Source organism: Janthinobacterium fluminis, assembly GCF_028595325.1.
In the GTDB taxonomy this organism is placed as follows: Bacteria; Pseudomonadota; Gammaproteobacteria; order Burkholderiales; family Burkholderiaceae_D; genus Janthinobacterium; species Janthinobacterium fluminis.
Genome location: NZ_JAQQXR010000001.1, coordinates 777,805 through 802,418, shown reverse-complemented (window position 1 = coordinate 802,418; position 24,614 = coordinate 777,805). Strand labels below are relative to the sequence as shown.

Here is a 24,614-nt window from a genome sequence, read left to right as displayed (position 1 = left end):
ATGGGATACCCGAAAAAACCATGCGTGATTGGCAAAGACACCAGCGTCCTGCAATGCAATCGCGCCTATGACAAGACGGTCGACGCCCGGCCCAATTTACCCGGCAACATCATCGTGATCCACGGGGTGAACGACGTCGGCACCAGCTTTGGCGCGGTCGAACAGGGGTTGTGTCAGGGGCTAGACGTCAGGTTACACGGCATCAAGTCCGGCCAGGCCAGCCTGTTCATTCCCGGCACCTACCGCATGCCGGAGGCCAAGGACAAAGACATCGTGGAGCCGGACCCGGACGCCGTGTTCTTCAAACGAAAGATGAACGACAACACGCATAGCCCGGTGATTCCGTTTTACTGGGGGTTTCGCGAGCTGAAGGACTCAGCCCAAACGGTGAACGGGCAGCGCACCGACCGCTACGGCAACCGCCTGGACAAAGACCTGTCCAAAGGCGGCGGCCCCTTCGGCAACGCCAGCAACACATTGCCGGACATGTGGAACAAGGGTTTGTACGCCCCCATGGATGTCGGCGGCGACCCGGTTCGGCCGCTGATGACTGCGCCCGGGCGCATCTACATGGTGCTGGCGGCAAAGCGGCTGGCGGCACTGATCGCCATGACCCGCGACTATGACAAGGATGACGTTGTATCGATCGTCGCCCACAGCCAGGGTTGCCTGATATCGCTGCTGGCACAAGCGTTCCTGCTCGACGAAGGGGCGCGGCCTGCCGACACCCTGATCCTGACCCATCCGCCATACAGCCTGGAGGAAGGCACCACGATGTTCTTTGACCTGGTCGAGGGCACCCAGATATTCGGCGGCGGCCAGGACGCGGCGATGGCCGACCAGTATGCCGCCATCGACGCGCGCCAGACTTTTGACGCGCGCCTGCGCACACTCGTCAACATCGTGCAGGGGGTGGCGGCAAAGAAGTGCTCGACACCCGTCTTCGCCGCCTTGGGCGATCAGGCCAAACACCACGGCATGGTGGGCGCGAAATGGAGCGCGGCGGCGGACCGCGACAATCGCGGCAAGGTCTACCTGTACTTCTGTCCGGAAGACATGACGGTAGCATTGGACAACATCAAGGGCATAGGCTGGCAAGGCGTGCCGGACTACCTGAGCGGAACCGCATTATCCAAAACCCGGACAGTGCTGCAGAACCGGCACGGACAATCTACTCCTCCGCCTGGCCAAGAGTTATGGGAGCGCGAAAACCAAGATCGTAAACCCCTCGCCGAACTAGGCCCGAGCTTCTTCCAGCGCGTCTTCACCGACAAGATACGCATTGACCCGGTGAGCAACGCGCCAAAAGCCGTCCTGGTGGGCCAGGCCCCGCACGATTTCGCGCTGCGCGTCAAAGGCGAGGATGGGCGCGAACACGTCGCCGAATCAATCCGGGCGCACCGCGCCGTCAGCAAGGAAGCGCCGTGGCCCGCAAAACAAGGTGGCCAACCGGGTAAGCCTCAGGCGGACGCAGGCAAGCGCGACGGACTGTGCACCATCAACGGCGAAGCCCTGCGCGTTCCCGTTGCGGCCCAGTTGCGCATGGCTGGCCAAATCGACGCCTTAACGTCTTACACCGTTTCCAACAATAGTATTACTTCCGTCAAAAAGCAGGGACCGTTCGAGGACGTCGATCCGATCGACGCCGCCACTGCCGTCACCAGCAAACAGGGAGTCACCGGCCTGCGCGAGGAATTGATTGATGACCCCTCCCCCAACTCCAGGGGGTTCCCCGGTGGCAACTACAAAGAACTGAGCTCGGAAGAAACGAAGAAGGTGGAGCGGATTATAAACAGCAAAAGGAACATCGCCGATCAGGGAAAATTTAAGAGCGTCCGGCCCACCTATGACAAGGGCGGCCCCAAGCTCCTGGTTACCCGCTATGAGACGCCCAATGAAGCGCGCAAGCGTTGGCAGCACGAAGTCAGCCCGAAATCCTTCCACGGCGCGATCATCGGCAACGCCGAGAACCACCGCAATGTCACCGCTTACGATGTCGCGATCGGTGGCGGCAAGGCGTCGAGCGATCCGAGTTTCTACAGGTATTTATGCGCCGTGGCAGATTGGCGATTACAAAAAGATGCTACGGCACCGAGTCGTCCATCAATAATGCGCTGGGAAAAATTTATCGATATATTCAGTATTTATTGGGACGCCGAAACGACACGTCATAAAAATATAATCGAAGGCAGTGCCAACTATTACAGCACCGGGAAAATTCCGGCCTACGTGCCGGCACTGGCAACCGGATTGCCTTCGACTGTCGTCTGCGAAACCCTGGCTGGCAGACGCACGCTACCGACTCCGTCAGCACGCGACGCCAAACCGCCTGTTACTGCCACCAATGCCAATCAAAAAGAAAAAAAGGCTGATGCATGAACGCCAATGCAGAAAAACAGCCTCCTCTGCTATGGCGACATATATTCGGCGCACTGATTGCCTTTCTTATCTTGCTTCCGCTTTGGGGGATTTTTGTACTCCGGTTCATTCAACCCGAAACCATTATCTTGACACAGGAGCAATTCATGAGTAATGAGCGAATATGGCCGATATTGAAATGGTTTGTTTTCTTGCCGTTGGCGATGATAGCGGTGCTCTTTGGCGTGTACTGGGCGATGGCGGTCAAGAATGCTGAGGCAAAATATAAGCAACAAATATTGACAGCGCAACCCAAAATCACAGTCAGTGAGCAGACGAGACGAGAATACGTATTGGAAATCATCGGCCTGGGCGTCACGTTGGACAAGTACCGGCAAGGCAAGCTGTGGGAGGCGCTGCAAAAAGGCAGCCCCCACGTGACGATCCGCGAAGAGGATCCGAAAAAATATCCTTGGACCGATATGGACAAATCCGGAATCGCCGGCGGACGGGGGGGAGATACGCTTGAAAATGGCGCGCAGAACACACCTATGTATTACGGCGTGCCTGTTTTTGATGCTGAGGCGCCGGTATTTAACTCAAGATTAGTTGACAGACCAAACGCCCCTCTCGTGGGTCTGGCCGCAGGAGCGGTTTCGTCCGGCATGGCCTGGCATTTGTTCGTCGTCGGCCCCCGCCGCTTCGCCGAACGGCCCGACCGCATTCTCGACGACGTCTTCGCTTTCTTCGACGCAAACCCCGACGTGCCGTATATCGTCCTCAACTCGGAGGACAGCATGGCATCGCGCGACATATACCGTCCGATTGGCTCGCCGCCGCTGCTCAAAGACGGCTACTACATTCCCGAAATGCCCGACGCCTCGGCTTTGTTTGTGCTGGCCCGACGCGAACGGGTCGACGCGGTGCGACCATTCGCCTTTGATGACGTCCCTCCGGAAGCGAGCGTGGATCAACTCAATCAGTATGGTGTCGCGCGCCGCTTGTTTCTTGCCTACACAGCGCTGGAACGAACAGTTCCCCATCCAGACAAAGAAAAAGATCCAGAAGCGTACACAGAACGCCAGCCGCTCATTGCCGAATGGCTCCCTGTCGCGGCGCAATTCGCCCAACGCCCCGACATTCGCGGAACCGGCGTCAACAACACCCTCAAAGGCGTCGCCCCCTGGGTGCATTATCCACCCAAGAATTGGAAGCCAACCCCATGGTTCCCCATCCCCTGGAATAACGACCAGCTCGACACCTTCGACAGGCTACCCACGCTCGGCTTCCTGCACCGCCCCACCTTCGTCAAGTTCGCCGACGAACACGGCAAGCCGCTGACCCGCCGCGACGAACGGGAAAAGGCGCTGCAGGCCGGCTGGCAGCAAGCGCTGCAGACGCTGCCCGAGGCGCAACGCCTGAAGGCGCCGGCCCGCATCATCGCCGCCACCGGCGGCAACACCGAGCAGTTGATCGCGCTGCACAGCACGCTCAACGCCTACGCGGCCCAAGGCGGCCCGGTCTACGACAACGCCAATTCCGAGCAATTCATCGACACCGACAAGCGCCTGGGCAACACCGGCGCGGCCACGCTGTTCGTGCAAATGGGTATCGGCGTCATCGGCAGTTACCGCAGCGGCGGCGTCAGCGCGGCGATCAACCTGCGCGATGGCAATGAAGCATCCATCGTCCTCATCAGCCCGCCATCGGACGCGGCCCGCAAGGCGCAGCACCGTCCGAACGGCGACGACGTCTTCGGAAACCGCGCCACGCCGATGATAGACCCGGCGAACTATCCGCCGAACTAAGGCAACGAGATGTCCCCATCCATCGCAGATCACGGAGTGTATGCCATGTCAACACCGGCACCGAAGTCTCAAGCAAAACAGCGAACGGGCAAGCGCCGGACATGGTCGCGGTTGAAGTGGTGTGCCATCGCATTTTCAACAATTCTGGCCGTCACCGCCGGAACCCGCTGGGCGATGGCGCTCAAAAATATGGAGGCGAAACCGCAGCCGGCGCCGCAGGTCGCCGTCAGCGAACAGGGCAAGCGGGAATACGTGTTGGAAATCATCGGCCTGGGCGTCACACTGGACAAGTACCGACAAGGCAAACTGTGGGAGGCGCTGCAAAAAGGCAGCCCCCACGTGACAATCCGCGAGCAGGATGCGAAAAAATATCCGTGGGATGCGCAGGAGCGCAAGGGCATGGGCGGTGGGCGCGGCGGCGACTCTCTTGAGAATGGCGCCCAATTCACGCCGATGTACTATGGCGTTCCTGTGTTTAATGCTCAATCACCAATTGCCGACCCTGAAATGGCCGACCAGCCGAATGCGCCATATGTAGGGCTAGCCGCTGGCGCAGTTTCGTCAGGTATGGCATGGCACTTATTCGTGGTTGGCCCCCGCCGCTTCGGCGAACGGCCCGATCGCATTCTCGACGACGTCTTCGCCTTCTTCGACGCGAACCCTGACGTGCCATATATCGTTCTCAATTCGGAGGATAGCATGGGCTCGCGTGACAGCTATCGTCCGGATGGGGCCGCCAAACTTATTAGAGACGGCTACTACATCCCCGAAATGCCCGACGCCTCGGCATTGTTCGTGCTGGCCCGGCGCGAACGGGTCGACGCGGTGCGACCATTCGCCTTTGATGACGTCCCTCCGGAAGCGAGCGTGGATCAACTCAATCAGTATGGTGTCGCGCGCCGCTTGTTCCTTGCCTACACAGCGCTGGAACGAACAGTTCCCCATCCAGACAAAGAAAAAGATCCAGAAGCGTACACAGAACGCCAGCCGCTCATTGCCGAATGGCTCCCTGTCGCGGCGCAATTCGCCCAACGCCCCGACATTCGCGGAACCGGCGTCAGCAACACCCTCAAAGGCGTCGCCCCCTGGGTGCACTATCCGCCCAAGAATTGGAAACCGACCCCGTGGTTCCCCATCCCCTGGAATAACGACCAGCTCGACACCTTCGACAGGCTGCCCACGCTCGGCTTCCTGCACCGCCCCACCTTTGTCAAGTTCGCCGACGAGCACGGCAAGCCGCTGACCCGCCGCGACGAACGGGAAAAGGTGCTGCAGGCCGGCTGGCAGCAGGCGCTGCAGACGCTGCCCGAGGCGCAACGCCTGAAGGCGCCGGCCCGCATCATCGCCGCCACCGGCGGCAACACCGAGCAGTTGATCGCGCTGCACAGCACGCTCAACGCCTACGCGGCCCAGGGCGGCCCGGTCTACGACAACGCCAATTCCGAGCAATTCATCGACACCGACAAGCGCCTGGGCAACACCGGCGCGGCCACCCTGTTCGTGCAAATGGGCATCGGCGTCATCGGCAGCTACCGCAGCGGCGGCGTCAGCGCGGCGATCAACCTGCGCGACGGCAATGAAGCGTCCATCATCCTCATCAGCCCACCATCGGACGCGGCCCGCAAGGCGCAGCACCGCCCGAACGGCGACGACGTCTTCGGAAACCGCGCCACGCCGATGATAGACCCGGCGAATTATCCGCCGAACTGACAGAACAACTCTCCATACAAAGGGAAGCCCATGCGCAACGTCATCCGCTTAAACGATCCCACCAGCCACGGCGGGATTGTCGCCAGTGTCGCCGCCCCCCACTTCACCGTCGATGGCATCGCGGTGGCCCGCGTCGGCGACCGCTGCAGTTGCCCGATACCGGGCCACAGCAATTGCGTCATCGTCGAGGGCGATCCCCAGCACACGATTGACGGCGTCGCCGTCGCCTACGAGGGCCACAAGACGAGCTGCGGCGCGGTGTTGATCTCGACCGCCGGCAACTTCGGCAGGCTCTAGCGTTGTCTGCACGGACAGGCAAGGGCCAATTTGAACGCTTTGCGCGATGAGGAAAATATGGACACACCCGGGAAAATACTGTGGAGCGAAGGCTTGTTTTTGCGCATTCAGCACTTCCAGCAACAAGACCGCAACCATGCCGAGCTCGTGCATCTCACCAAATCCGCCATCCACCCTTTCGTCTGGGGCGTGGGCAACGTCGAAATCGATACTGCGGCGCTGACCACCGACACCTTACGGCTCACGGCGCTGTCGTGTTTGTTTCCGGACGGGGAGGTTTACGCGGCCCCCTCGCGCGACGCCCTGCCCACTCCCGTTCGGCTGGCCGACCTTCCAGCGGCGACGCAAACCTTGACGTTTTATGCCGCCCTGCCGTGCATCAAGGAACATGGCGAAAACTGCGACGCCAACACCGGCGCCCGCTACACGCAGAAGACCGTCACGACCCAGGACCTGTTCACGACGGCCGCCGCCGCGCCAATCAGCTACCTCAAGCCGGCGGTGCGCCTGATTTCCGACGTCGACGTACTGGGATCGTATTCGCATTTTCCCTTGCTCCGGCTGCAACGCAAGGCGACCGGCGGTTTTGAGCTGGACAAGAGCTTCATGCCGCCCAGCCTGACGATCAGCGCCGCGCCCGGCCTGCATGAGCGCATCTGCCAACTGGAGGCGACGCTGCAGGCGAAGGTCGATTCGCTCTACGCCCACCACAGCGAGCCGCGGCAGAACGTGATCGAGTTGCGCACCAGGGACGTTGCGTCGTTCTGGATGCTGCACACGGCCAGCACGGGCTACGCCGCCCTGAGCCACTTCATGGGCAATCCGGATTTGCATCCCGAGCAATTATTCAGGGAGATGCTGGTGTTGGCCGGCGGCTTGATGACTTATTCCAAAACGTTCACGCTCAGGGAACTGCCGGCCTACCGGCACGGCGACCCCGGGCCGGGCTTCGCCGCGCTCGAACACATCATCCATGAGTTGCTCGGCACCGTCATTTCCTCGCAATTCCTGGCCATTCCCCTGCCGATGGAAAAGCCTTCGTTTTATCGCGGTTCGCTGGACGCGGAAAAAATCGATAGGTACACTCAGCTTTACGTGGCGGTGAACGCGAATATGCCGGCGGTCGAGCTGGTCGAGCTGGTCCCCTTGCGCTTCATGGTGGGCTCGCCCGATGACGTCGGCACCTGCGTGCAGTTGTCGCTGCCGGGGGTGCGCCTGGTGCATGCCCCGCAAGTGCCGACGGCGATTCCGGTACGCCCGAGCACGTTATATTTCGAGCTTGAACACCGCGGCGAACTCTACGAGAAAATGCTGAAAGCGAAGGCGATCATGGTGTACGTTCCAAACGTCTTTCATGACATCGAAATCGAATTGATCGCGATCACTTCCTGACGCTGCCCCTGGCGACGGCCAGCGCCGGCCGCCGCGCCTTGCCGGCTCACACCTTGCTCTGGTCCAGCTTGAACACGCTGACGGCCCGCGCCAGCTTGCCCGCCTGGTCCTGCAAGCTCTCGGCGGCGGCGGCGGCCTGCTCCACCAGCGCCGCGTTTTGCTGCGTCACGCCATCCATTTGACCGATGGCCTGGTTCACCTGGGCGATGCCCTCGCTCTGCTCGGCCGTGGCGACGCTAATCTCGCCCATGATTTCCGTCACGCGGCGCACGCTGGCGACGACTTCGTCCATCGTGTTGCCGGCGTGGTCAACGAGCTTGCTGCCGGCCGCCACCTGGGCCACCGAGTCGCCGATCAAGGTCTTGATTTCCTTGGCCGCGCCGGCGCTGCGCTGGGCCAGGTTGCGCACCTCGGCGGCGACGACGGCGAAGCCGCGGCCCTGCTCGCCGGCGCGGGCCGCCTCGACGGCTGCGTTCAGCGCCAGGATGTTGGTCTGGAAGGCGATGCCATCAATGACGCTGATGATGTCGACGATCTTGCGCGACGATTCATTGATCGACGCCATCGTCTGCACCACCTGGTGCACCACGGCGCCGCTCTGCTGCGCCACGTCGGACGCGGACGCCGCCATCTGGTTGGCCTGGCGCGCATTGTCGGCGTTCGCCTTCACGGTGCCGGTCAATTCTTCGATCGAGGCGGCGGTTTCTTCCAGCGAGCTGGCTTGCTGCTCGGTCCTGGCCGACAAGTCGTTGTTGCCGAGCGATATTTCCGCGCTGGCCCGGGCGACGTTGTCGGCGCTGGCGCGCACCTCCAGCAGGACGGCGTGGATCTTGGCGACGAACTGGTTGAAGCCGGCGCCGATGGCCGCCAGCTCGTCGTTGCCGCGCACGGCCAACTTCACGCTCAGGTCGGCGTCGCCGCTGGCCAGGTCCGTCATCGTCTCGCCCAGGCGGCGCAGCGGACGGGTCAGGCGCGAGACGACCAGCACCAGCACGAGCGCCGTGGCGACCGCGCAGATCAGGGCGACCAGCAAGGTGTACAGCAGCAACTCTCGGGACGAGGCCGTCGCCACGCTTTTCGGGAAACTCAGTTGCACGCTCCAGGGGGCGATGTCGGCGTGGATCGCCAGCGGCTGCAGCAGATGCACGATGCCTTGCGCGTCCACATACTCATACGCCTGGCCCTGGCGCACATGCTCCAGCCCGGCGGCCGGCACATCGTCGGCTTTCTTGCCGAGGCGCTCGGGCGCCGGATGGCTGGCGTACAGGCCGCCGTTCGAGATCAGGCTCAGTTGCCCGCCGTCGATGACCTTCAGGCTAGCCAGTATCTTGCTCAAGCGGGTCAGCATGAAATCGGCGCTGGCGACGCCTTTGAATTGCGCCTCGATCATGATCGGCGCGGCCAGCGAAGCCATCAGCACGTTCTTGCCATCGACCGGGTACATATACGGTTCGGTGAAGAAGATGCGGCCGCTGCGTTTCGGCACGTCATACCAGTCGTTGGCGCCGGGCGCCGGGTCGAACACGATAGGTTCGACCTGCATGGCGCCGTTGGCGCCGCGCGTCCAGTAGGGCATGAAGCGCCCCGTGGCGTCGTACCACGGCTTCTTGTCGGCAAACTCGGCGTCCTTGCCGTCGAGCGCGTTCGGCTCCCAAGTGACGGCCGCGCCGATCAAGTCGTCCGAGCCGCCCAGCGTGGCCTTGACCATTTCATTGATCTGTTCGCGCAGCAGCGGTTGGCCGGCCGCCCTGGTCGAGCGCATCGCGCCGCCCAGGTTGACGACGGCGGCCAGATTGCTGCCGATCCGGCTTTGCAGGGCGCCGGCCACTTCGCGGGCCGAGGTGCGCGCCAGCGCCATCGCGGCCGCCTCGGCGCTGGCGCTGCTCTTGATGCCGATCACCGTGGCGGTCATTGCCAGGCTGACGACGACGAGGGCCGTCGCCGCCACGCAAATCTTGCTGTTGAGTGAAAGCTGCAGTCCCGTGCGGCCGCTCATGCTGGCCAGGCGTTTTTCGACATAATTCATGGTCACTATCTTTCTGTGTGCGTGGGGGCGCCGCGCGCAACGCCCCGGAGATGGTCTGCGCTGTCCTGCCGCCTCGATCTCAGAAGGTTTTCGTCAGGGAGAAAACCACGGTGGCGGCCGCCGGATTGGAGATGTCGAGCGCGCCGGACGCATTCGGAATGCCCAGCGTGTAGGCGTCATAGGCGTTACTGGCGCCTTTCGCCTTGGTGTAGGCGGCGGCAACGGTCCAGCCGCCGTCGAACACCTTGGCGACGCCGACTTTGACATCCCGCCAATTCCATATGGCATTGCCGGCGCCGGCCACGCGGCCGTTGCCGGCATGCAGGTTCAGCGTATAGCCCGCTCCCAGGTCGACATTGGCGCCGATGTCCAGATAGCCGGTGCCGCGCGCGCCCTGGATGCCGAAGAAATCCTTGCTCACCGTGTAGTTGTATTTGGCGTAAAGAATTTTGTAGCTGAGGCCGGCGGACAGTTCGCCATAGTCATATTTGATCGCCGTGGGGCCGTATGCGGCGCCCGGATACTTGTAGTAATACAAGGTGGCGTTGTAGCCGACATTGTCGAGCGTGCCGGCGTAGCCGCCGTACACATCCCATTCCACCGTGGCGTTTTCCAGGTAGCGGTCGCTGACCGTGGACAGCCAGGTGCCAAGCGAAAAGCCGCTCGGATGGGCATAGTCGACGCCGCCCTGCAGCGCCGGCTTGCCCCAGCTTTGGCGAAATCCACGGGAAATGTACTGCGACACCACGCTGACGTTGGCCGTCAGCGGCGCGGCCGCTTCCGCGGCCTTGTCTGCGGCATCCTGAGCCTGCGCGGCGAAGCCGCACAGGCTCAGGCACAGCGGCGTCATAAACTGCTTGGCAAATTGATGCACGTTTCGTCCCCTTTGATGATGGTCTGAACATAAGCAGACAGTTCTATGCTGTCCTGGCGCCTGGCGGCGAAAGCTATCTTCAGATCTAACTTGCAAACTGCGAACTGCCGGCGGGGTCGAGGCCGTGCTACATACTGTTCCGATCACTGCATGGCTATGGTAGATGCCATAAAGCAATGTTATCAAAATTGATGGTAGGCGAGAATGTGAGGAAAAGTCAATATTGGTTACGGAAAATTCCTACAAATAGTAGGAATATTCGGTATTTGACGCCGATTCGCCGGGTTAACAACGCCGCCGCGGCGCGCCGACGCCCGGCCACTCTTTCCGATATTGCAAGCCGGCGGCCATCCGGCGCTACAATATGGAAAGCGGCCCGGCGGCGTCCCACCGATCCGGCCACCCCATTCTCAAGGAAAACCGTCATGTTCGAAGCAAGCACGTGCCGCCGCGTCCGGCGCACCCCGCAACACCAGGCGCAGGCATGAACGGCGCCGCAATCAACTACAGCGAAATCGTCTTCCGCCTGTTCGCCGCCGTGCTGATCGGCTGCATCGTCGGGCTAGACCGCAACCTGCACGGCAAGCCGACGGGCATGAAAACCATGGGCCTGGTGGCGCTGGGCGCCTGCCTGGCGACGCTGGCGAGCATGGATTTTGTCACCTGGCGCGGCGGCTACAGCACGGACGCCGTCAGCCGCGCCATCCAGGGCGTCATCACCGGCATCGGTTTCCTGGGCGCCGGCGTGATTGTGCATGACCGCAACACCGAACACGTGCGCGGCCTGACGACGGCGGCCTCGATCTGGGTCACCGCCGCGCTCGGCATCGTCTGCGGCATCGGCACCTGGCAAATCGCCGCCATTGCCATGGGCATGGTGCTGCTGCTGTTTCTGATCGGCCGGCCGCTGGAAAGAATCCTGCACAAAAAATGGCTCAGCAAGAGCAATGAAGAGCGTGATGACATAGCTAAAAACGACGAATGAAGAGGCGCGCATACTGTCGGCAGTGACACGCGCCGCATCAAGCGGCGGCACAGGCAGGCGCCACAATCAAGGAAACAGCGTGGAAATCGAACTCAAACTTTTGCTCGACCCGGCCGACAGGGCGAAACTGCGGCGGCATCCGCTGCTCAAACGCAGCGCCCTTGGCCCGCCGCAGCGCGAGCAGATGCTGTCGATCTATTTCGACACCCCGGACTTCCACCTGTTGCGCCACCGCGCCGGCCTGCGCGTGCGCAAAAGCGCGGGACAGTGGACGCAAACCATGAAGGCCGGCGGCGGCGTCCTTGCCGGCCTGCACCAGCGCCACGAGTGGGAAGGCCCCGTCAAGGGCGCCGAACCAGACCTGGCCGGCTTGCGGCAGTTGCTGGAGCCCGGCTCGCCGTGGGCCGCCGCGCTGGCCGCGCCTGAGCTGCAGGGCAATTTGCAGGCGCTGTTCACGGTGCATGTGCAACGCGACACCTGGAACCTCGACGTCGACGGCGCGGCGATCGAACTGGTGCTCGACGAAGGCAGCATAGAACGCAACGGCGTGGCCTTGCCCATCTGCGAAATCGAACTGGAGCTGAAATCGGGGCCGCCCGAGCGGCTCTTCGAGCTCGCGCTGCGCCTGCTCGAACGCATGCCGCTGCGCCTGGAACACAGCAACAAAGCCGAACGCGGCTACGCCCTGTGCGTGCCGGCCGTCGCCGCGCCGGCCAGGGCGCAGGCGCTGCAACTGGGGCGCCGCGCCAGCGTCGAGGAGGGTTTGCGGGCCATCCTCGGCAACTGCCTGGTCCACATCGAAGCCAACCAGGCCGGCGCGATACGGGGCGATGACACGGAATACGTGCACCAGATGCGCGTCGGTGTGCGCCGCCTGCGCAGCGCCCTGGCATTGTTCGCCGCGGTGGCGCCTTGCCCGGCGGCGCTGCGCGACGACATCGCCTGGCTAAGCGGCGTGCTCGGCGAGGCGCGCGACTGGGACGTGCTGGCGGCCTCGACCCTGGAAGCGCTGGCGGCCGCCCCCGACGGCGCGGCGCAACTGGCACGCGTGCGCGCGCTGCTGCAAACGCAACGGCAACAGCGCCATGCGCAAGCCGCGCAGGCGCTGCAGTCCGCGCGCTACACGGGACTCATGCTGAGCCTGGGCGCCTGGCTGACGGGCGCGGGCTGGCGCCTCGGCTTGGCGGCGGCATCCGCGCGCCGCCTCGACTTGCCGCTGCGGCCATTCGCCGACGCCAGCATCGCCCGCCTGCACCGGCGCGCGCTGAAACGCGGCGGCACGCTGCGCGGCGCCGGTCCGCGCGCCTTGCACCGGCTGCGCGGCGCCGTCAAATCCTGCCACTATGCCGCGCAATTTTTTGCGCCACTGCACAAGGAAAAACGCGTCGACTCCTACCTCGCCGCCGTGGCCGCCATGCAGGACGAACTGGGCTGGCGCAACGACTTGGCCGTCGCCAACGAGCTGCTGCAGCAACTGGCTGCGCAGGACGCCGCCGACATCGCCGCGCTGGGGTATGCGCGCGGCTATCTGCTGGCGCGCCTGGCCCTGGACCGGCGCGGGCTGCGCAAATGCTGGCGCGCGCTGCGGGTGCTGGCGCCGCCCGGCCAGCCGCGCTAAATGAGGGCGGCGATACACCACGCCGCCCCGGTTTGCTATTGCCCTGCCGGCGGATGGCGCAGATCCGTGCACGCCGCCCTGCCGAAATGATCGGACAGCAAGTAGTCGACAAAACTACGCCCGGCATCGGCGGGACTGGCCAATTCATTATTTGCCTTCAATGCCTCGAAGCGGGCGCGCTGCGGGAAAGCGGCGACGCTGGCGCCGCGAATCTCAGCCTGCATCCCCGTGTCGATCACGCCGGGCGCGATGCTGGCGATGCTCAGCCCCGCCACGGCATCAAGCTGCACCGCCCGCGCATGCAGGTCGAGCGCCGCCTTGCCGGCGCCATAGATGCTCCAGCCGGGATAGGCGTTGCGTCCCGCGCCGCTCGACACATGGGCGATGCGCCGGTCGGCGCAGCCCTGGGTCGCGGCAACGAAGGCGTCGGACAACATGATGGGGGCGGCCACGTTGATGGCGAGCGCCCGGGCGATGGCCTGCGCGCCCTGCTGCCCCGGCGCGCCGACGGGGCCCAGCTGTCCGGCATTGTTCAGCAACACGATGCGCGACGCGCCTTGCGCAAAACGCGCCAGTTCGCCGTCGGCCAGCCAACGCGCCAGTGCCGCCGTGTCCGCGAGGTCCAGCGTCACTTCGCGCAATCCGGCGTGGCGGCCGGCCAGCGCCGCATTGCCGCTGCGCGCGATCGCCAGCACGCTGAAACCGCGCCGCAGCAAGGTTTCCGCAAGCGCCTCACCCAAACCCCGGCTATGTCCGGTAATGATTGCCTTATCCATACTCATGTCCCTGCCTTTTCACTGTGCATCGCTTGCGCCGACAACCGGCAACGCGTCTATTTTAATGGCAGCGGCCCGGCGCCGCACGACAGCGAAAGAGGCGGGTCCTGGCGCTATCCGACGAGGCGCGCCGGGGCGGCCGCTCAATGCACCCCGGCGACGCCCAGGGCCTGCCGCGCCCGCACCCAATACGCCTTGCGCTGCTCCAGGCCATTGGTGCCGCCGTTGATGCGCCTGGTCAACTCCGTAAAGATCGCGTTGGCGTCCGCGCTGGCGCTCTTGTCAGCCAGTTCGTTCAAGCCTTTCGACTGCCAAAACCAGGCGCCCGACAGCGCCGCGCCGGCCGGCTGCTGCAACAGGTCCGGATTGGCAAGGGCGTCGATGCCGGTGGATTGGGAAAAGCTCGCATAATTGCTGCGCCCCGTCAACTGAATCAAGCCACGGCCACGGAAGGCCCAACCGTCGCCGCTGGCCTCGTTGCCGTTGCCCATGCGATTCGCATAAACCTTATTGGCCAGCTTTTCCGGGTTGTGGCTATAAGCAATGGCGGTGGCGTCATCGGCGAAGCGCCGCGGCCACACCTGACGCAGGCGCTGCGGCGAATAATTGAGCAATTCCTGCAACTGCTGGAATTCCCCCGACTCCAGCAACACCTGCGCCAAAAACGCCGCCTGCCGTATCGCCGTCGAAACCGAGCAAACACGCATGGCGTCGTTCAGTGGGTCCACCCAGACTGCGGCATGCGCATCCGCATGCCGCATGGTCAACATCGTGGATAGCTGCTCCTTCGTGATCGCGTTCATTTTTTCACCCTCCTCGTGAAACATCCCATGTCCGGAAATGCTCCAGTAAAGCAAAATACCCCGGCCCCATGTACGCTGCGGGGCCTAGACGATAAGACCCGCTTCGAGGCTGGGTGGTTGCAGCGGTTTTATCTGCCAGACGCGTGATATTCCGCCGAATTGTCCGGACTGCGGGTCACGGCAAGGTGATGTCATACTTGATGGTCTGCATGCTGGCGTTGACGGCAATTAATGCACTTGCCCACATGGCGCGCGGGCGGGAATCGCGTGCAATTCTGAGATTACCTGACGGCCGTCAAGTGCGGGATGGCCGCGCGCGCCGCCCATACAAGACTGCGGAATTCCATAGGTTCCAATAAAAATATTGCTAAGATGGCGGCAAGCCATTTACCCCACACATTTCTTCAACAGGACAGCAATTGAAAAAACTCATCACAGGCGGACTTGCCGTATTGGTCGCCGTCGGCGGACTGGCGTATGCGTCGCCGTATTTCGCGCTACACCAAATAAAGACGGCCATCGTCGCGCACGACGCCGATGCACTGTCGGAACACGTTGACTTCCCCGCTTTGCGCGAGAACATCAAAGGGCAACTCATGGCCGCCATGTCGGACAACATGAATACGCCGGAAATGAAAGAAAATCCCCTCTCGGTAATGGGGCAAGCATTCGGCATGACAGTACTGGGGCCGATGGTCGATTCCATGCTCTCCCCCGCCGGCGTGGTGGCGTTGATGCGCTCCGGCGCCAAAGAGGCCGAGGCCGAGCCCGCCATCAAAGGCGACGCGTCCGACGGCGAAGCAAAGCCGGCTTACACGGTCAGCTACACGGGTTTGAACAAAGTCAGCATTCATCCGGCAAACGGTACCAAGAACGAAGGCACGTTCACGCTACGCCGCGAAGGTCTGTGGCATTGGAAGCTCGTCGCCATCGAGTTGCCTGCGAGAGCGCTGTCGGCGCGATAACAGCGGAGACGCGCTCAAGGCACGGCGGGGCCAAAATCTGGCCCGCGCGCCATTGAAGTTGTAAGTGATAGGCCTGGCATTTTGCCGGCCTTGCCAGCAAAAATTACTGCATGGCGCCGGCGCGGGCCTTATCGATTGACCACACGCCGCTCTGCGGATCGGGATAGGCCCGCAGGAAGATCTGCTCGTTCACCCCCGACAGCATCTGCTTGCGCTGCTCGATTCTTTCATCGCGGGTCTGACTGGCGGTGCCGCGCTGATAGCTAGTCAATGCCGCCACCAGATCGCGCTGCAGCGATTGCTGGCCGGGCGTGACCGTGTCGGAAACCAGCTTGCCCAACTCGTAACGCATGATGTGGGTGGACTGGCTGGCCGACTGATTGAGCGTCGCCTTGACCAGCCGCCCTTTTTCATAGGCCAAATCCACGGCGCTGCTGGCTGAGTCGTTGATCTGATGATAGTCGTAATTCTGCGATTGCAGCGTGCCGTCCAGCCGCAACTGGGCGCCCGGCGTAATCGGCATGTGGAAGCTGGCGCTCAACTCGGACTTTTGTTGCTGCGAAATCGAACGGTCGTCCTCGCTATGGCCCGTGATGCTCGTGCTCTGCGACACCTGATAGGAGAAGCTATCCTGCTCCGACGGCCGCATTGGGTTGCTCGACTTCGCGGCCTGCGTGACCGAGGCACTGAAGTCCGCCAGGCCGGTCAGGACGGCGCGGTCCTCGACCGCCAACTCCCATTTGCCAGACTGGACTCCGCCGCCGGACGGCTGGGCCACGGCACCGTAGTTGCTATTCATCCCGACAAACGCATCCTTGAACATAGACATCAGCGCCGCATCGCCCTTGCCGCGCGAAGCAGCCTGGTCAAATTGCTTCAGATAGCTATCCATGGCCTTGGCCTGCTGCTGCGCACTGCCCACGCCGGCAAGCTTGCTCATATCGACACTCACTGCCGCCGTGCCGGACACCCCGCTAAAGCTGAGCTTTCTTTGCGCGCCGTCGGCGTGGAAGGTCAGCGTTTGCGTGCGTTCCGGCTCGCTTGTCGATTTCACCGCGGCGCGCAGATCCACCGACGCCAGCACCGAGGAATCGAATTGCGTCAAGCCCTTCAACTTGAGCTGCGGCGGCTCCTGCGCCATGCCGTCGATGGCCTCCTGGAATGCCGCCGAAAGACCGCCCAGCGCGCGGAGTTCGACGTCGCTGAGTTCGCCGCTACTGGTCATTTGGACGGCCAAGCCGTCGTCCTGACTATCCAAGGCCACCTGGACTTGCGTGCCGCTCTTGGTGGTGATGCTCAGGGTGACCTTGTTGTCGCCAACGCCGTGCAGCGCCGGTGCCGATGCCGTTGCGCCAACCGCGTCGTACGGCGTCGGCTGCGCTCCCGGCGGCGCCAGATGCACCGTTTGCGACACACCCCTGCCGTCGCTTTGAAATTGCTTGAGCAACGCCGCGCCCAGTCCGCTGAAGCGTCCCGCCAGCGAGGACGAGGCAAAATTCCTTCCCATCAGGGCGCTGACCGTATCCTGCGATTTGCTTTCCCAAAGCAGCGGCGCCGCCGTCGCACCCGCCGCTCCCTGCAGGCCGCGCCGGGACGCCGCCATGCTCTCCGGAGTAAGATTGACAATGGTCGAAGGCATCGCCGCTTGGGATGCGGGCGCTTCAACCTTGTTCGTTACAGCCGCAGATGAACGGGCCGATATGGGATTCCAGGCGGGGATTGACGATATGGAGGTCATGGTCACAGTACCTTGCTGAACGAATATACGTTGTTGTGTACCTTAATTATAACCTTCTTTTTTTATTAATAATGTTCTTTTGAGCAACTTCAGTGAGCGCAAGACAAGAAATATGATGACCTCCCTGCCCCCAACAGGCATCGTCAGCAAGAATTGACTTACTCTTACCGGCGCTGCCGTCAGCCGCAGAGCATGGGCGACCTCTTCCGGCTTACAGACGCTGCAACGAACCATGTGCTCGTAATAAATCGCACGAAACCAAACAACTAGACGACAAGCGCAGAGGTAAAAGCCGCTGCGCGACACGTCGAAGACGCGGCACAACAAATCAAGGGGGTATTCGAGTCGCACCGATTTCATGAACGCGTACCGGGCAGCGACTCCCTCGCAAAGTACGCGGTGGCCTTTTTTTAACACGTCCTTTTCCATTCGTTCGACAGCCAGTTCTTTACGAAGCTTGGCCACTTCAGCTTCCAGTTCAGCGACGCTGCGGCTACCTGGCGGTGCCTTGGGGTCTATGCCGCGCTTAGCAGCGCTCACCCAGTTGGCCAAGGTCCCTTTGGGCATCGCGATACGCTGCGCCGCTTCTTCCAGCGTCAAACCCTGCACCAGTACCAGTTTGACCTCCTCGGCCCGGAACTCCGGCGTGTATGTAGTTGATTTCATGTTTTCACTCCCTTTGACAAGTTTATCAAATGGAAGTGTCCGAAAATGTCAGGCTACCTCAATGCTGATCTTCCTTGATACCGAGTTCACTACCCTGGCGCGCTCAAATCCCGACCTTATCAGCATTGGGATAGCGGCCGTAGGCGTAAGTGACTTCTACGCCGAGCGCATCGACTACAGGCACGATGACACAAGCGAATTCGTGCGAGCTGAGGTCATTCCACTGCTGGGAAAAATACCTCGCGCGGCCTGTACGTCCATTGAGCTGGTCAGCCGCTTACGTGGCTGGTTTGATGCGCTGCCCGAGCCAGCGGCCATCCTGTATGACTATCTCATTGACTGGCAACTGCTGCTGATCGCTTTCGCCGGCGACTTGCCGCCCAATGTCGGCACGCACCAGCTGGTGGATCATAAGATCTTTCGGCACTCAGCCTACAGGCTCGGAGAGGTCCTGGTGTATTCGGCAGCCTGGCCACCGCATCATGCGCTGCCCGACGCCCAGGGAAGGCTACTTGAGGTGGCAAGCGGCCACGTCCGGCCAACCATGGAATATCCGGGCAAAATAAGCCCCGAAAAGTGAAAGTTTATGGGGATGTCCAGCAAGCGCACAGCACTCCCCACTTCAGCACCAAGCTCCAACTCCCGGACATCCAACTGCGTGAAATTCTGCGCATTTTCCATGTTGGCAACATGCTATCCTTGAAGGAACAATTCCTGCTAGCTATGGAGCGACTAACGCTCATGTACTCAACAGCTCCCAATGATGGAAAAATGATCCAACAGAAAGGTGTCGGAACAGATGATTACGATTGCCAAACAAATCGAAAATGCGAACAACGCTATATGTCAAAATATAGAATCACTGGTGGATCAGCGGGCGTTACTATCACAAAACGTTCTTTCTCAGCTCCGTAACCTAGTTGAGGGAACTGCAGTCTTTCTCCATAAGAGTTCTTCCGAAGCGGAATTTACCTATGAGGCTATACAACCTGCCCTTGATTTTATCAAAGGCAAGGCGAAGTATAGCTTCCTCGGGAAGTTTCACAAACTACTTCAGAAAATTGCGTCACACTATACGTTAGACGGCGACGCCTCTGAAAGATTAATGCTGAAATACTATGAATATCTTCATCGAATTCGTGGCTTATTATTGAATTTTAGCATTTCAAGCTTAGAAAACCTTGAATCATTCCCCATAGATCTAGATCCATCTTTGCGCGAGTATCATGAGAAGATCGCGGAAAAAATCGAATCTGCACGTTCCACTCCGTTAGACAATTTAGATAGGGACAGGTATTACATTCAAAAAACTCGACCGTTCTTTGTGCGTGGACAAATTTATTACGAGGTCACGTTTTGTCGCGCTATCAATAAAGTAAGTAAGTTTGATCGCATTATTGCTTTTACCCTGATTGACATGACGGATAAGTACTCAGCAATGTTGACACTCCAAAGAGGGTCGATTGAAGTGTTGGAACAAGAAATGCCGATTACTATAATTCGACATTGGGAAATTTCCATACGACCGTGCGAATTTGATAATTACGCTCGTCTATTAGGCATGCAAATTCCCGCCCGAACTAACTCTATAGAGTATCAGTTTTTGATGCGCTGGCTAACAAACAGCGCTGAAGGCTTGGTCGACTTAATCGAAATGCCCGACTATAGGTATGCACCATTAAGAGAAGCAGGCACGAAAGGCAACGTTACTAAGCTGCTGCTTTTCCCTATCTTTGACGAAGTACGAAGACTGGTTCAACGCAGCTCCCCAGGCCAAAACGTGCTTAGGTATCTCGCTGTAAGAATGCATAACCAGACGTTAAAACTAGCATATTCATCCGAAGCATGTAAACTTCTTTCGGGTTTACGCCTACCCTTTAGTTGTATCCCGTTTGACAACATGCCCTTGTGTACCTCTTTGCCAGGTCATAATCCCCGTTTTTGGGATCTCGCTGAGAGCATCGATATCACTGGACGGAAGCATGAACTCCTCGCTCGACGTGTGAAAAACAATATTGAGCACCATGGAATACTCTATACGCCAGCAGCCGAACTTGAGGAGTTTGGAGAGGTATCAAGTTTAATTACCACCTATAACAATGCACTTTACCATAAACATACCGAGCGCCGTCTTGTACTCGATAAAAAAAACGTTTTCATATGTGGTTATGAGAACGAAACAGTATCGATTATCGAAAATCTCCAAAAGTATGCCAAGTTAAAAATCGATGGGTACACCCACGCAGTGGAGCGTTGGCTTAACGAGGCGTCTGTGGCAATTGACGACCCTGCAAAAGTTGTTGCACTTAAGCAGTTGTTTAGCAATTCCCGCGTAGCTCTGGTTTATGGTGCGGCGGGCACAGGGAAATCAACCATAGTGGAGCATATAGCACATTACTTTAATGATAAGCAGAAGCTATTTCTTGCTCACACAAACCCGGCAATAGATAATTTAAAACGAAAAATTAAGGCGCAGAACTCAGAATTCAGGACGATTAATAGCCAAATCAGCCGGAGACTATCCACACAAGAATATGACTTACTCGTTATTGATGAGTGCAGCACTGTTAGCAACTCAGACCTAATCAAAGTTCTAGAGAGAACAACTTTCAAACTATTGGTTTTGGTGGGAGACGTCTATCAGATTGAATCTATTCAATTTGGCAATTGGTTTGAAATAATTCGTTCATTTATCCCCAAGACATCGGTGTTTGAACTAACAACGCCTTATCGAACGAAAAATAGCTCTCTTTTGAAATTCTGGAGCTCCGTTCGAGCTATCAGTGACGACATCACCGAAATCATGGCTAGAAACGGCTATTCAACAGTTCTTGATAACTCATTATTCGAAGCTCAGGAGCAGGACGAAATTATTCTTTGCCTTAATTACGACGGTTTATACGGGATTAACAACATCAATCGCTTTTTGCAAAGCAGCAATCCTGCAACCGCCTTCCATTGGCGCGTCGCGACATATAAAATAAACGACCCTGTTTTGTTTAACGAAAGCGAAAGATTTCGTCCTGTCATCTACAATAACCTCAAAGGTCGCATTGTCGGAATTGAGCGAGATCGGGGAAGGATTCAATTTGACGTCGAACTAGATCGTCCGCTCAGTGAATTCGATGTAGATGGTGATGACCTAGAATGGATGGGTGGTTCAACAGTGCGATTTTCTGTCTATGAGACCACGATGGATGACGATGCTGATGACGACTCATTGAATACTACCGTCCCTTTCCAAGTTGCTTACGCCGTGTCCATTCACAAAGCACAAGGCCTGGAATTTGATGCAGTAAAAATCGTAATTACGGACGCAAACGAAGACGACGTTACACACAGCATTTTCTATACCGCTGTGACACGAGCTCGTGAACGGCTCCGGGTGTTCTGGACGCCGGAAACACAGCAAAACGTCCTGAAGCGTCTACGCCGCGACAGCAGCTCTAAAGACGTAAATATCCTTGCTACGCGTCGCAGCCTTACGCCAGTTAGCTAAAGGACTGTAATGATGGACGAGGTATATTGGCCACACCCTGCTCGGTGCGTTGCCTATGGGAGCGATTCGAGTCCGAGGAGCGATGCCGTCAGGCAAGGGAGCAAGGATGGCCTGTTTAGGGCCACTCCCACCCAGCGTGGTTACCTGGAGGAGCGCTTTGGCCGGTCGTCCCGGCCAGCGACGAGGCAATCCACTCACCAACCTAAATGAACCTCGTGTTGCTCGGCTAGGTGCTATGGAGGCTAGGAACCCAAGAGCAAAAGCGTGGCGGGCTTACCTTATAACACCTGGAATATTTGGAAACCCGGTTAAAGAAAAGAAAGAGTGTCTATCCTGCATAGCCACCAGATCAACCTTTGCTATATGATATCTTTTTGATGGCATACTTTGAGAATAAAGCGAACAATTCAAGTCCGTCGAATCCAACTCCACAACTAATGATGTTATATCCAGGGCGTAACAAGATTTTAAAATTTTATGCTTAACAGATGGAAATTTAATTTTAAATATTTCGTTATATGGTGGTTGAAAATAGCGAATTAGCGCAGCTTCGATCATCCCAATTTTTTGTTTTTTATCCGGCGGATTTCTCATTGCATTCATCAGACGATTTTCATTTTCATCACTGTCATCAGCATCCTTCGCTCTGCCATCTATTGACGTAAGCATTTGCTCATGATCAAACTGATACATAAATATCATAATCTCTTTATCAGGGCAATCATGATTTGTCAAAGCAAGGATTTTTTGAAAAGTTGAATGGCTTTTCAATCGTTCGAGGGCGGACCTGTTTCCTTGCACGCCAAGAGCCTGGCCGATATACAATACCTCGCAATTAGCTAAATCATTGGCCTCAATTAGTCCATGATTCATCAAAGCACTTGCCAAGTAGCTTGCCGGTAGATATGTAACCTCTTTACCCGCCACATTCAAGCTGCGGATCTCCCGATAGGGGTACTTACAATCAATTTTTATCGCATCGTCTTCTAATTCCCAACGATATTGATCAAAGTGCACGCAATGCTCCGCGCCATCGATTCGATAACATATTTCCCCGGACAAGACATCGTCCTTATGAACTAAAGATTCTGAATTAAAGTATGGTAATGGCCTAGCAGCAATTGCGTAGATATGGCATTTTGAAATTTTATCTTCAATCGCCGCATCCATCTCGCCGCCTCGGAGCAACTGATGAGCTGTAATAGTGCCAGTGAAGCTGTTTTGATAACCAATTCCATATTCTGTAACAAACTTCCTTTTCATATTTATCACTACTCCTTCATGTCGTGGGACATCAACAGCCATGGCAGTATTTTCCGCTTCGCATCCATCACCATTGCGTAAAGTCTAAGCATCAATATAATTCCACAAGGAAATTATTTTACATCAATCGCTTGCACTACGTATTTTTGGCCATGCACACCTTTGGCTAGGTCAGTCGAGCTTCCTTGCGAGATCGCGCGCACGAGGATGATAGTAGCGTTTCAGCATTGACAGCGTTTTATGCCCCGTAACGGCGGACAACTCTAGTACGTTGTCGAGCTTTTCGGCTAGACGGCTTGTGCCCTCATGGCGGAGATCGTGGAAATGAAGATCTCCGAGATTAGCGCGTTTTACTGCACGCTCAAAGGCCTTCTTCACGGCATTTGCCAGTTGGAAAGGCCGGACCGTCTTGATGGCGAGGCAGGGCTTCAATCACTTGGACTGCGCGCCTTGTCAGCGGAACATCGCGCGGGACCTGTCAGGAATTTTGTGTGGCGGGGTCAAACTTAGTTAGTTAATCGCGTTCGTGAAGCGCTCGCCGAACATGATGGCGAACTGGTTGGCCGCTTGCTTCCACGTCCGCTGCGGCATCTTCCAATCTTTTTCGATATTACGCAAGGCCAGGTAGAGCAGCTTGCTGGCCGCGTCGTCGCTGGGGAAGTGCCCCCGATTCTTGACGATCTTCCGAAGGCGCATATGCAGGCTCTCAATGGCATTTGTGGTGTAGATGATCGTCCTCACTTCCGGAGGGGACGCGAAGAAGGGAATCACCTGCTGCCATTGGCGCCGCCACATGGCTGCCACGGTCGGAAATTTGGCGCCTCATGGCCCCTCCTCAAACTCATAGAGCACCGCAGCCGCCAGATCCGCGTTGGCGGCTTGGTAGACGGGCTTCAGGCATGCCGCCAGCTCTTTGCGATCCTTCCAGGACGCCAGCGTGGTGGAGTCGCGGATCAGATGCACAATGCAGGTCTGGATCTGCGCCTGCGGATAGACCGCCTCGATGGCCTCGGGGAAGCCGCGCAGGCCGTCGACGACGGCGATCAAGACGTCATCAAGGCCCCGATTTTTGAGCTCGTTAAAAACCTTCAGCCAGAACTTGGCGCCCTCGGTTTGCTCAATCCACAAACCCAGAACCTCCTTGCGTCCATCGGCGCGGATGCCCAGCGCCAGGTACACGGCCTTGTTCTTGACGCTGCCCTCGTCCCGGATTTTGAGCCGCAGCGCGTCGAAATAGACGATGGGGTACATCGCCTCCAGCGGCCGTTGCTGCCACTGCATGACCTCGTCGAGGACTTCATCGGTGATGGTGGAAATGAGGTCCGGCGATACCTGCGTGCCGTAGATCTCCAGCAAATGGGCCTGAACTTCGCGTACTGTGATGCCGCGCGCGTACATGCCGATGACGTGGTCGTCAAAGCCCGGCATGCGGCGCTAGTGCTTGCCCACCCGCTTGGGCTCGAAGCTCGACAGACGGTCGCGCGGCACGTCCAGTTGCAACTCGCCGCCCGGCATCAACACCTTCTTGGGGCTGCTGCCGTTGCGGTGGTTCTTGCCAGCCTGATCCTCGCTCGCCAAATGGTGGCGCAACTCCGCCGTCAGCATGCGCTCGGCCAGCATCTTCTTTAACTACCCAGCCAAGCCGGACCCGCCAAGGATCGACTCGGCGTCCTTGTTCTCGACCTGGGCCAGCAACTGCTCAATCAGTTCAACCGGAAACGGGTACAGCGCCCTCTGCCTCTGAATCGCCACAAGTCTGCTAGACACCCGCGAGCCGTTCAAAATGCCTTCGAACCACATGAAGACTTTGCGAGCGCGTGTAATTCCGATCATCTT

General features: G+C 58.8%; 17 protein-coding genes and 2 pseudogenes. 10 read left to right on the top strand and 9 right to left on the bottom strand.

Going from position 1 to position 24,614, the window contains the following annotated elements; genetic code table 11:
* From OIK44_RS03625 to tssK, 5 genes are read left to right on the top strand one after another with little or no spacing between them, the layout of a single operon-like run.
* A complete protein-coding gene (locus OIK44_RS03625; RefSeq protein WP_273669312.1) occupies nt 1-2,379 on the top strand; it encodes a T6SS effector phospholipase Tle3 domain-containing protein in 2,379 nt (792 codons plus the stop codon).
* Nucleotides 2,376-4,166 (top strand): type VI lipase adapter Tla3 domain-containing protein, encoded by a 1,791-nt coding sequence (locus tag OIK44_RS03620; RefSeq protein ID WP_273669311.1) that lies wholly within the window; start codon nt 2,376-2,378, stop codon nt 4,164-4,166. The genes OIK44_RS03625 and OIK44_RS03620 overlap by 4 nt, the downstream gene beginning before the upstream one ends.
* A 45-nt stretch (nt 4,167-4,211) precedes the next feature.
* Nucleotides 4,212-5,876, top strand: a complete 1,665-nt coding sequence (locus tag OIK44_RS03615; RefSeq protein WP_273669310.1) for a type VI lipase adapter Tla3 domain-containing protein — start codon at nt 4,212-4,214, stop codon at nt 5,874-5,876.
* A 30-nt stretch (nt 5,877-5,906) separates the two neighbouring features.
* The gene (locus OIK44_RS03610) at nt 5,907-6,173 is read left to right on the top strand and encodes a PAAR domain-containing protein (protein WP_273669308.1); all 267 of its coding nucleotides are present in this window, start codon (nt 5,907-5,909) and stop codon (nt 6,171-6,173) included.
* A gap of 57 nt (nt 6,174-6,230) precedes the next feature.
* The gene (gene tssK / locus OIK44_RS03605; protein WP_273669307.1) at nt 6,231-7,565 is read left to right on the top strand and encodes a type VI secretion system baseplate subunit TssK; all 1,335 of its coding nucleotides are present in this window, start codon (nt 6,231-6,233) and stop codon (nt 7,563-7,565) included.
* 46 nt (nt 7,566-7,611) lie between these two features.
* Here tssK and OIK44_RS03600 read toward each other — a convergent pair whose 3' ends face one another.
* Nucleotides 7,612-9,591 carry a methyl-accepting chemotaxis protein gene (locus OIK44_RS03600; RefSeq protein ID WP_273669306.1) on the bottom strand — a complete coding sequence of 660 codons (1,980 nt, stop codon included), beginning with the start codon at nt 9,589-9,591 and terminating at the stop codon, nt 7,612-7,614.
* A 79-nt stretch (nt 9,592-9,670) separates the two neighbouring features.
* Entirely contained in the window at nt 9,671-10,465 is a 795-nt protein-coding gene (locus OIK44_RS03595; protein ID WP_273669305.1) for a TorF family putative porin, read from the bottom strand.
* 484 nt (nt 10,466-10,949) lie between these two features.
* On the opposite strand from OIK44_RS03595, the gene OIK44_RS03590 reads away from it, so the two are divergent.
* Nucleotides 10,950-11,450, top strand: a complete 501-nt coding sequence (locus OIK44_RS03590; protein WP_273669304.1) for an MgtC/SapB family protein — start codon at nt 10,950-10,952, stop codon at nt 11,448-11,450.
* 79 nt (nt 11,451-11,529) lie between these two features.
* The gene (locus OIK44_RS03585) at nt 11,530-13,068 is read left to right on the top strand and encodes a CYTH and CHAD domain-containing protein (protein WP_273669303.1); all 1,539 of its coding nucleotides are present in this window, start codon (nt 11,530-11,532) and stop codon (nt 13,066-13,068) included.
* Between the two features lie 35 nt (nt 13,069-13,103).
* On the opposite strand, the gene OIK44_RS03580 is transcribed toward OIK44_RS03585, so the two are convergent.
* Both OIK44_RS03580 and OIK44_RS03575 read right to left on the bottom strand, forming a co-directional pair.
* On the bottom strand, nt 13,104-13,844 hold the full coding sequence (locus OIK44_RS03580) for an SDR family oxidoreductase (RefSeq protein WP_420213811.1): 741 nt from the start codon (nt 13,842-13,844) through the stop codon (nt 13,104-13,106).
* A 143-nt stretch (nt 13,845-13,987) separates the two neighbouring features.
* Complete coding sequence (locus OIK44_RS03575; RefSeq protein WP_273669301.1) at nt 13,988-14,647, bottom strand: glycoside hydrolase family 19 protein; 660 nt, start codon at nt 14,645-14,647, stop codon at nt 13,988-13,990.
* 419 nt (nt 14,648-15,066) lie between these two features.
* Here OIK44_RS03575 and OIK44_RS03570 point away from each other — a divergent pair, with 419 nt between their 5' ends.
* The gene (locus tag OIK44_RS03570; protein WP_273669300.1) at nt 15,067-15,612 is read left to right on the top strand and encodes a DUF2939 domain-containing protein; all 546 of its coding nucleotides are present in this window, start codon (nt 15,067-15,069) and stop codon (nt 15,610-15,612) included.
* Nucleotides 15,613-15,715: 103 nt separating this feature from the next.
* On the opposite strand, the gene OIK44_RS03565 is transcribed toward OIK44_RS03570, so the two are convergent.
* Complete coding sequence (locus tag OIK44_RS03565; RefSeq protein WP_273669299.1) at nt 15,716-17,350, bottom strand: hypothetical protein; 1,635 nt, start codon at nt 17,348-17,350, stop codon at nt 15,716-15,718.
* A gap of 285 nt (nt 17,351-17,635) precedes the next feature.
* Nucleotides 17,636-18,016: pseudogene (locus OIK44_RS03560) on the bottom strand (transposase); the annotation flags it as partial.
* 61 nt (nt 18,017-18,077) lie between these two features.
* Between OIK44_RS03560 and OIK44_RS03555 the strand changes: the two are divergent.
* On the top strand, nt 18,078-18,596 hold the full coding sequence (locus OIK44_RS03555; RefSeq protein ID WP_273669298.1) for a hypothetical protein: 519 nt from the start codon (nt 18,078-18,080) through the stop codon (nt 18,594-18,596).
* Nucleotides 18,597-18,815: 219 nt separating this feature from the next.
* A complete protein-coding gene (locus OIK44_RS03550; RefSeq protein ID WP_273669296.1) occupies nt 18,816-21,515 on the top strand; it encodes an ATP-dependent DNA helicase in 2,700 nt (899 codons plus the stop codon).
* A 273-nt stretch (nt 21,516-21,788) separates the two neighbouring features.
* On the opposite strand, the gene OIK44_RS03545 is transcribed toward OIK44_RS03550, so the two are convergent.
* The 3 genes and pseudogenes from OIK44_RS03545 to OIK44_RS03535 form a co-directional block, all read right to left on the bottom strand.
* Nucleotides 21,789-22,820: a hypothetical protein gene (locus tag OIK44_RS03545; RefSeq protein WP_273669295.1), complete on the bottom strand. Its 1,032-nt coding sequence runs from the start codon at nt 22,818-22,820 to the stop codon at nt 21,789-21,791.
* Between the two features lie 129 nt (nt 22,821-22,949).
* Nucleotides 22,950-23,156, bottom strand: a complete 207-nt coding sequence (locus OIK44_RS03540; RefSeq protein ID WP_273669782.1) for a tyrosine-type recombinase/integrase — start codon at nt 23,154-23,156, stop codon at nt 22,950-22,952.
* Nucleotides 23,157-23,288: 132 nt separating this feature from the next.
* Nucleotides 23,289-24,578: pseudogene (locus tag OIK44_RS03535) on the bottom strand (IS256 family transposase).
* Nucleotides 24,579-24,614: the final 36 nt, after the last annotated feature.